Below are 10,277 nucleotides of genomic sequence, written 5' to 3'. Positions count from 1 at the left end.
CGCACACCTTCCGACTCGCTCCAGGGGATGACGTTTCAGTGGCTGGCGTGACCGAAGAAAAGCTTCTCGAAAACCTGAAGTGGATGACCACCGAGCTGCGCCGCACCCGGCGCCGCCTGGGCGAAGTGGAAGCGGACGCAACCGAGCCGATCGCGATCGTCGCGATGAGCTGCCGGTTCCCCGGGGGGGTCGAATCCCCGGAGGATCTCTGGCAGTTGGTGGCCGAGGGCGGCGACGCCATCTCCGGGTTCCCCGCCGACCGCGGCTGGGACATCGAGGGGCTGGCCGACCCGGACCCCGACCGCAAGGGCACCTTCTACAACAGCGGCGGTGGATTCCTCACCGGCGCGGCCGAGTTCGACCCGGGCTTCTTCGGGATCTCGCCGCGTGAGGCGCTCGCCATGGACCCGCAGCAGCGGCTGCTGCTGGAGGCCGCCTGGGAGGTCTTCGAGCGGGCCGGCATCGACCCGGCCACCGTGCGCGGCTCGCGCACCGGCGTCCTGATCGGCGCCGCCGCGATGGGTTACGGCAGCGACCTGCAGGACGCGCCCGAGGGCCTGGAGGGGCTGCTGCTGACCGGCAGCGCGACCAGCGTGCTCTCCGGCCGGATCGCCTACACGCTCGGCCTGGAGGGTCCGGCGGCCACCGTCGACACGGCCTGCTCCTCGTCGCTGGTCGCACTGCACTGGGCGGCCCAGAACCTGCGCCGGCGCGAGTGCTCGCTCGCGCTGGTCGGCGGCGTCACCGTGATGCCCAACCCGGACGTCTTCGTCGAGTTCAGCCGCCAGCGCGGCCTGGCCGCCGACGGCCGCTGCAAGTCGTTCGCGGCGGCGGCGGACGGCACCGGCTGGTCCGAGGGCGTCGGCATGCTGCTCGTCGAGCGGCTCTCCGACGCGCGCAGGAACGGGCACCCCGTGCTGGCCGTGCTGCGTGGTTCGGCCGTCAACCAGGACGGCGCCAGCAACGGCCTGACCGCGCCCAACGGGCCCGCCCAGCAGCGCGTCATCCGGCAGGCGCTGGAGAACGCCCGGCTCTCCGCCGCCGAGGTGGACACGGTCGAGGCGCACGGCACCGGCACGACGCTGGGTGACCCGATCGAGGCCCAGGCGCTGCTGGCCACCTACGGCCAGGAACGGGCCGGGGACAAGCCGCTCTGGCTGGGCTCGCTGAAGTCCAACCTCGGCCACACCCAGGCCGCCGCAGGCGTGGCCGGCATCATCAAGATGGTCATGGCGATGCGCCACGGCGTGCTGCCCAAGACCCTGCACGTGGACGCGCCGACGCCGAACGTCGACTGGACGGCCGGCGCGGTCGAGCTGCTCACCGAGGCCCGGACCTGGCCCGCGACCGGCCAGCCGCGCCGGGCGGGTGTCTCGGCCTTCGGCGTGAGCGGCACCAACGCGCACGTCATCCTGGAGCAGGCGCCGGCCGAGGAGCCCCAGCCGGCCGCCGACGACGCGGCCGGCGCCGACCCGGACACCGCCGTCGCGCCGGTCGCCACCGACGTGCTGCCCTGGCTGCTCTCGGCCCGCACCGAAGGCGCGCTGCGCGAGGCCGCCGGCCGTCTGAGGGCCCTGCTCGACAGTCGTCCGGAGCTCGAACCGGCCGACGTGGGACACTCGTTGGCGACCGGAAGGGCGGCGCTGGAACGGCGTGCGGTGCTCGTCGGCTCCGACCGCTCCGGCTTCCTGGCGGACCTGGAGGCGCTGGCCGAGGGCCGCAGCGCCGTGGGTGCGGTCGTCGGTGGGCGGATGGCGTTCCTGTTCACGGGCCAGGGGAGTCAGCGGCTGGGGATGGGGCGTGAGCTGTATGACGCGTTCCCGGTGTTCGCGGCTGCGCTGGACGCGGTCTGTGCGGAGTTCGAACTGCCGCTGAAGAGCGTGCTGTTCGGTGATGACGCCGAGGCGCTGAACCGGACGGAGTTCACCCAGCCCGCGCTGTTCGCCATCGAGGTGGCGCTCTTCCGCCTCGTCGAGGCCTGGGGTCTGAAGCCGGACTTCCTCTCCGGTCACTCGATCGGTGAGATCGCCGCCGCGCACGTCGCGGGTGTGCTCTCGCTCGGCGATGCCTGCACGTTGGTGGCCGCTCGCGGTCGCCTGATGCAGGAACTGCCAGCCGGTGGCGCGATGGTGGCGATCCAGGCCACCGAGGACGAGGTGCTGCCGCTGCTCACCGAGCGGGTGAGCATTGCCGCCGTCAACGGTCCGAACTCGCTGGTGATCGCTGGTGACGAGGACGAGGTCCTGGCGGTCGCAGCCGGCCGCAAGAGCAAGCGCCTCACCGTCAGCCACGCGTTCCACTCGCCGCTGATGGACGGCATGCTCGACGCCTTCCGCGAGGTGGCCGAGGGCCTGACGTTCCACGCCCCGAAGATCCCGATCGTCTCCAACCTCACCGGCGCCGTGGTCTCGGCGCAGGAAGTCGGCTCGGCCGACTTCTGGGTCCGGCACGTCCGCGAGGCCGTCCGCTTCCTGGACGGCGTCCGGACGCTGCGCGAGCAGGGCGTCACCACCTTCGTCGAGCTGGGCCCCGACGGCGTGCTGACCGCGCTGGCTCAGGACTGCCTCCCCGCGCAGCAGGACGCGGACCCGGACGCCGGTGTCGAGCCGGCCTTCGTCGCGGTGCTGCGCGCCGGCCGGCCGGAGGTGCACGCGCTCACCACCGCCGTCGCGCAGGCCTTCACGCGCGGTGCGGCGCTGGACCGGACGGCGCTGTTCGCCGGCCGGGGCGGCCGGCGCGTCGAGCTGCCCACCTACGCCTTCCAGCACCAGCGCTTCTGGCTGGCGCCGGGCTCCTCCCGGTCGGCCGACGTGGCCGCCGCCGGCCTGGTCGCCACCGGCCACCCGCTGCTGGGCGCGCTGGTGGCGTCCGCCGACTCGGACGGCTTCCTGCTCACCGGCCGGATCTCGCCGCAGACCCACCCCTGGCTGGCCGACCACGCGGTGCACGGCGCAGCGGTGCTGTCCGGTGCGGCGTTCGTGGAGCTGGCGATCCGGGCCGGCGACGAGGCCGGCTGCGACCGGCTGGACGCGCTGACGCTCCAGGCCCCGCTGGTCCTGCCCGCTAGCGGCCCGGTCCAGCTCCAGCTGGCCGTCGCCCCGGGCGACGAGCAGGGGCGCCGCCCGTTCACGATCTCCTCCCGCGCACAGGACGCCGAGCCCGGCACGGCCTGGACCCGGCACGCCACCGGCGTCCTGGCGTCGGGCGCCGCGCAGCCGTCGTTCGACCTGACCGAGTGGCCGCCGGCCGACGCGGAGGTGCTCGACATCGACGGCCTCTACGAGGGCCTGGCCGCGAGCGGTCTCCAGTACGGGCCGCTGTTCCAGGGGCTCGCGGCCGCCTGGCGACGCGGCGACGAGGTCTTCGCCGAGGTCGCTCTGCCGACCGGTTCCGACCCGGACGCCCAGGCCTTCGGCCTGCACCCGGCTCTGCTGGACGCCGCGCTGCACAGTGAGTTGGGCAGCGACGGCGGCCCGGGGCGGCAGCCCGCCGCCTGGCACGGCGTCACCCTGCACGCCATGGGCGCGAGCGCGCTGCGGGTGCGGATCTCGCCGGCCGGCGAGGACACGGTGGCGCTGGCGCTCGCCGACGCCGGCGGCCTGCCGGTCGCCACGGTGGACGGTCTGACGCTGCGGGCGCTCCCGGACGGTGCGCCCGACGGCGGCCGGGCGGCGGACCCGCGCTCGCTCTTCCGGCTGGACTGGGTGACGCCCCCGACCGTCGAGGCCGGGCCGGCCGTGGCCGGTCGGCGGGTGCTGCTGGGCGAGGACACCCTCGGACTGCTGGCCGGCGGGATCGCCGCCGAGGCCTTCGCCGATCTGGCGGCGCTGGCGCAGTCCCTCGACGCCGACGCCGACGCCGACGCCGACGCCGACGAGAGCGCGGCGCCGGAGCTCGTGCTCGCCTGCCTCACCGCACCCGACGACGACGACGACGCCGACCGCGCCGACCTCGCTGCGGCCGGGCACCGCGCCGCGCACCGCGCGCTGGCGCTGGTGCAGGGCTGGCTCGCCGACGAGCGGTTCGCCGACTCCCGGCTGGTCGTCCTGACGCGTGGCGCGGTCGCGACCGACGCGATCGAGGGCATCACCGACCTGGCGCACGCCGGTCTGTGGGGGCTGGTGCGCTCGGCGGAGACCGAGAACCCGGACCGGTTCACGCTGGTCGACCTCGACGCCGACGCCGCCTCGCTGCCCGCGCTGGCCGACGCGCTGGCCACCGGAGAGCCCGAGTTGGCGCTGCGCGCCGGCCGGACCCTGGTGCCCCGGCTGGCTCGCGCCGCGCAGGCGGCGCTCCCGGCAGCGGCCGGGCCGGTGCTGGACCCCGACGGCACCGTGCTCATCACCGGCGGGACGGGCGCCCTCGGCCGCCTGGTCGCCCGGCACCTGGCCACCGAGCACGGCGTCCGCCGGTTCCTGCTCACCAGCCGGCGCGGCGCCGACGCCGACGGCGCGGCCGAGCTGGCCGCCGAACTGCGCGGCCACGGCGCCGAGGTGGCCTTCGCCGCCTGCGACGCGGCCGACCGCGCGGCGCTCACCGCGCTGCTCGCCACCGTCCCGGCCGAGCACCCGCTCACGGCCGTCGTGCACACCGCCGGTGTGCTGGACGACGCCACGGTGGTCTCCCTCACCCCCGAGCGCCTGGACCGCGTGCTGCGTCCCAAGCTGGACGCCGCCTGGAACCTGCACGAGCTGACCCGTGACCTCGGTCTGTCGGCGTTCGTCCTGTTCTCCGCCGTCGCCGGCACCCTCGGCAGCGCGGGCCAGGCCAACTACGCGGCGGCCAACGTCTTCCTGGACGCGCTCGCCGCGCACCGCCGGGCCCACGGCCTGGCCGCCACCTCGCTCGCCTGGGGCCTGTGGGCCGAGGCGGGCGGCATCACCGGTGGCCTGCGGGAGGCCGACCTGAGCCGGATGGCGCGGGCCGGCATGGGCGCGCTCTCCGCCGAGCAGGGCATGGCTCTGTTCGACCTGGCGCTCGTCGGCCCGGACCGTGCGAGCGGCCCGGCCGTCCTGGTCCCCGCCCGCCTGGACCTGGCGGCGCTGCGCACGGCCGCCGGCCCGGGACCCGTCCCGGCCCTGCTGCGCGGTCTGATCCGGACCGCCGCACGCCGGACCGTCGGGAACGCCGCCGCCGGCTCGGACCGGTCGCTGGTCCGACGCCTGCTCGCCCTCCCCACGGCCGAGCGGCGCCGGGCGCTGCTGGAGCTGGTCCGCACCGAGGTCGCCGCCGTGCTCGGCCACGCGTCCGCCGCCGACGTCGAGGCGGGCCGGGCGTTCAAGGAGCTGGGCTTCGACTCGCTGACCGCCGTCGACCTGCGCAACCGGCTGGGCGCCGTCACCGGGCTGCGCCTGCCGAGCACCACCGTCTTCGACTACCCGAACCCGACCGTCCTCGCCGACCACCTGCGCGACGAACTGCTCGGCGCGCAGGAGACCCCGAGCGTCGGCGCCGCCGCCGCTGCCGGTGCGGACGACGACCCGATCGCCATCGTGGCGATGAGCTGCCGCTACCCCGGGAACGTCAGCTCGCCCGAGGAGCTGTGGCAGCTGGTCTCCACCGGCGGCGACGCGATCACCGGGTTCCCGGTCAACCGGGGCTGGGAGAGCGGCAGCGCCGAGACCGACTACGCCCTCGCCGGTGGCTTCCTGCACCAGGCGGACCTGTTCGACGCCGCGTTCTTCGGGATCTCGCCGCGCGAGGCGCTGGCGATGGACCCGCAGCAGCGGTTGCTGCTGGAGACGTCCTGGGAGGCGTTCGAGCGGGCCGGCATCGACCCGGTGAGCCTGCGCGGCAGCCGGGCCGGGGTCTTCGTGGGCGCGTCCTACGGCGGCTACGACATCGGCCTGGACCAGGTCGGCGACGGGGTCGCGGGCCATGTGATGACCGGCAACGCCGGCAGCGTGATGTCCGGCCGGGTCGCCTACGCCTTCGGCCTGGAGGGTCCGGCCGTCACGGTCGACACGGCCTGCTCCTCCTCGCTGGTGGCGTTGCACTGGGCGATCCAGGCGCTGCGCCAGGGTGAGTGCTCGCTGGCGCTGGCCGGCGGCGTCACGGTGATGTCCACTCCCGGGACCTTCACCGAGTTCAGCCGTCAGGGCGGTCTCGCCTCGGACGGCCGGATCCGGGCGTTCGCGGCCGGAGCGGACGGCACGGGCTGGGGCGAGGGCGTCGGCATGCTGCTCGTCGAGCGGCTGTCGGACGCGCGGCGCAACGGGCACCCGGTGCTCGCGGTGGTGCGCGGCAGCGCGATCAACCAGGACGGCGCCAGCAACGGGCTCACCGCGCCGAACGGTCCCTCGCAGCAGCGGGTGATCCGCCAGGCGCTGGCCAGTGCCGGCCTGACGACCGCCGACGTGGACGCGGTCGAGGCGCACGGCACGGGCACCCGGCTGGGTGACCCGATCGAGGCCCAGGCGCTGCTGGCGACCTACGGCCAGGACCGTGACGCCGAGCGGCCGTTGCTGCTCGGCTCGATCAAGTCGAACATGGGCCACACCCAGGCGGCTGCCGGTGTCGCCGGCATCATCAAGACCGTCATGGCGATCCGGCACGGCGTGCTGCCGCAGACGCTGCACGTGGATGCGCCGACGCCGCACGTGGACTGGTCGGCGGGCGCGGTCGAGCTGCTGACCGAGTCGCGGGCCTGGCCGGAGACCGGCCGTCCGCGCCGGGCCGCCGTCTCGTCCTTCGGCATCAGCGGCACCAACGCGCACACCATCATCGAGCAGGCCCCGGCCGCCGAAGCCGTCGCCTCGGCCGGCACCGGTTCAATGCCGCTGCCGTTCCCGCTGTCGGCGAAGAGCACCGAGGCCCTGAGCGAGCAGGCCCGACGCCTGCACGACCGGCTGACGTCCGATCCCGACCTCGAACCGGTCGATGTGGCCTACTCGTTGGCAACCGGCCGCGCGGCCCTGGAGCGCCGCGCGGCGCTGACTGCCGACGGCCGGGACGAGCTGCTGAAGGGCCTGCGGGCGCTGGCCGACGGCGGGGCGTCCGACAGTGCGGTGGCCGGTGGCCGGATGGCCTTCCTGTTCACCGGCCAGGGGAGTCAGCGGCTCGGAATGGGGCGTGAACTCTACGCCGCCTACCCGGTGTTCGCGGCTGCGTTGGACGCTGGACTCGAACCGCCGCTGAGGGATGTGCTGTTCGGTGATGACGCCGAGGCGTTGAACCGGACGGAGTTCACCCAGCCCGCGCTGTTCGCCATCGAGGTGGCGCTCTTCCGCCTCGTCGAATCCTGGGGTCTGCGGCCGGACTTCGTGTCGGGTCACTCGATCGGTGAGATCGCTGCCGCGCATGTCGCGGGCGTTCTGTCGCTGGCGGATGCCTGCACGCTGGTGGCCGCTCGCGGTCGCCTGATGCAGGAACTGCCCGCCGGTGGTGCGATGGTGGCGATCCAGGCCACCGAGGACGAGGTGCTGCCACTGCTCACCGAGCGCGTGAGCATCGCGGCCGTGAACGGTCCGAACTCGCTGGTGATCGCTGGTGACGAGGACGAGGTCCTGGCGGTCGCAGCCGGTCGCAAGTCCAAGCGCCTGACGGTCAGCCACGCGTTCCACTCGCCGCTGATGGATCCGATGCTCGATGCCTTCCGCGAGGTCGTCGAGGGGCTGACGTTCCACGCTCCGGAGATCCCGATCGTCTCCAATCTGACCGGCGACGTGGTGTCGGCGCAGGAAGTCGGTTCCGCCGACTTCTGGGTCCGGCACGTCCGCGAGGCCGTCCGGTTCCTGGACGGGATGCGGACGCTGGAGGCCCAGGGCGTCACCACGTTCCTGGAGCTCGGTCCGGACGGTGTGCTGTCGGCCCTGGCCCAGGACTGCCTGCCGGACGACACCGACGCGGCCTTCGCCGCCGTCCTGCGCACCGGCCGCTCCGAGCGCGCGACGCTCACCGCCGCGCTCGCCCGGGCGCACGCCCGGGGCGCCGCCCTGGACTGGACGGCGTACTTCGCCGGAACCGGTGCGCGGCGCGTCGAGCTGCCCACATACGCCTTCCAGCAGCGCCGCTACTGGCCGGACGCCGTCGCACCGGCCGCCCCGGCGGCCGACGGCGCGCAGAGCGCGGTCGACGTGCGGTTCTGGGAGGCCGTGGCGCGCGGGGACCTGGCGTCGCTCGCCGCCGACCTGCGGGTGGACGGCGACCAGCCGTTCGGCGCGGTGCTGCCCGCCCTCTCGTCCTGGCGCCGCCGCCAGGAGGAGGCGGCCATCGCCGACAGCCGCCGCTACCACGTGGTCTGGAAGTCCCAGGCGCGTCCGGCCCCGGCCCGACCCGCCGTCCCCGCGGGGACCTGGCTGGCGGTCCTCCCCGCCGGCCTCGCGGACCGGGCCTGGGCCGAGACGCTCACCGGCGACCTCGCGCGGCTCGGCATGCGGATCACGCACGTCGAGCTGGACGCGACCCACGCCGACCCCGCCCTCCTCGCCGCACGGCTGGAGGCGGCGGCCGACGGCGGACCGGTGGCCGGCGTCCTCTCGCTGCTCGCGCTGGACGAGCGGGCGCACCCCGAGCACCCGGCGGTGCCGGTCGGCCTGGCGCTGACCGCGGCTCTCGCCGAGGCGCTCGGCCGGGTGGACGCCTACGCCGCGGCCCCCCTGTGGTGCGTCACCCGCCACGCGGTCTCCACCGCGGCCGGCGACCCGGCGGCCGGCGTCGTCCAGTCGCAGGTCTGGGGCCTGGGCCGGGTGGTCGCGCTGGAGCACCCCGAGCGCTGGGGCGGCCTGGTCGACCTGCCGCAGACGGCGGACGACCGCGTGTCGGCCCTGCTGGCCGGGCTGCTGGCCGAGCCGGGCGACGAGGACCAGTGGGCGGTCCGGGACTCCGGCGTCCTGGTCCGGCGTCTCGTTCAGGCCGCGCAGGATGCGCAGGACGCCGCGCCCGCCGACTCCTGGACCCCGCGCGGCACCGTGCTGGTGACCGGCGGTACGGGCGCGCTGGGCCGGCACGTCGCCCGCTGGCTGGCCCGCACCGGGGCCGAGCGGCTGGTCCTGGTCAGCCGCCGGGGCGCGGACGCCCCCGGCGCCGCCGAGTTCGCGGCCGAACTGGCCGGGGACGACACCGTCGTGACCCTCGCGGCGTGCGACGTGGCGGACCGCGACGCGGTCGCGACGCTGGTGGCGAAGCTCGCCGCCGACGGCACGCCCGTCCGGGCCGTGGTGCACGCCGCGGGCATCTCCCAGCCGCCCGGCACCGGCGTGGAACTCCCCGCCTTCGCCGACGTGGTGGCCGCCAAGACCGCCGGTGCGGTGCACCTGGACGCGGTGCTCGGCGACACGGAGCTGGACGCCTTCGTGCTGTTCTCCTCGATCGCCGGCGTGTGGGGCAGCGGCGGGCAGGGCGCGTACTCGGCGGCCAACGCGTTCCTGGACGCGCTGGCCGAACAGCGCCGCGCCCGCGGCCTGGCCGCCACCTCGGTGGCCTGGGGCCCGTGGGCGGAGGGCGGCATGGCCGCCGAGGGCGACGCCGAGGAGCAGCTCGACCGCCGGGGCCTGCCCCCGATGGCACCCGAGCTGAACATGGTGGCCCTCCAGCAGGCGCTGTCCCGCCGGGAGACGACCGTGACCGTCGCGGACGTCGACTGGGCCAGGTTCGCCCCGGCGTTCACCGCGGCCCGGCCCCGCCCGCTGCTCGACGACCTGCCGCAGGTGCGCGCGGCGCTGGCCGGCGACACCGGCCAGGACGCCGGCACCGCCGCCGCCGACGCGGGGTCGGCGCTGCGGCAGCGGCTCGCCGCGCTGTCGGCGGCCGACCGCCGGGACGCCGTCCTGGAGCTGGTCCGGACCCAGGTGGCCGGTGCGCTCGGGCACGCCTCCGCCGCCGACATCGAGGCGGGCCGGGCCTTCAAGGAGCTCGGCTTCGACTCGCTCACCGCGGTCGAGCTGCGCAACCTGCTGATGGCCGCCACCCAACTGCGGCTTCCCGCAAGCCTGGTGTACGACTACCCGACCCCGGCCGCGCTCGCCGAGCAGCTGCTCCGCGAGCTGGTCCCCGACTCCGACCACCCCGGTCCCGGCCAGGCGGCCGTGGACACCGACCCGCAGGACGCCGAGCTGCGCAGGACGCTGGCCGCCATCCCGATGGGCCGGATCCGTGAGGCCGGACTGCTGGAGTCCCTGCTCCAGCTCGCCAATCCCCAAGAAGCGCCCGGCACGACGCGAGGCGATGTCGCCGAGTCCATCGACACGATGGATCTCCAGCACCTCATCGACATGGCACTCGACCTCGACAGCCCCGACGGCACCGATTCCTGACGCAGCCCAAGCTCGGAGTACATG

Annotated in this window: 1 protein-coding gene; it reads left to right on the top strand. The window is 75.4% G+C overall.

What is annotated here, in order from left to right; translation table 11 throughout:
- Positions 1-38: 38 nt before the first annotated feature.
- Positions 39-10,253, top strand: a complete 10,215-nt coding sequence (locus BS80_RS11995; protein ID WP_035796306.1) for a type I polyketide synthase — start codon at positions 39-41, stop codon at positions 10,251-10,253.
- Positions 10,254-10,277 lie beyond the last annotated feature (24 nt).

The organism is Kitasatospora mediocidica KCTC 9733, from assembly GCF_000744225.1.
GTDB classification, from domain to species: Bacteria; Actinomycetota; Actinomycetes; order Streptomycetales; family Streptomycetaceae; genus Kitasatospora; species Kitasatospora mediocidica.
This window is presented reverse-complemented; position numbering and strand designations above follow the sequence as displayed.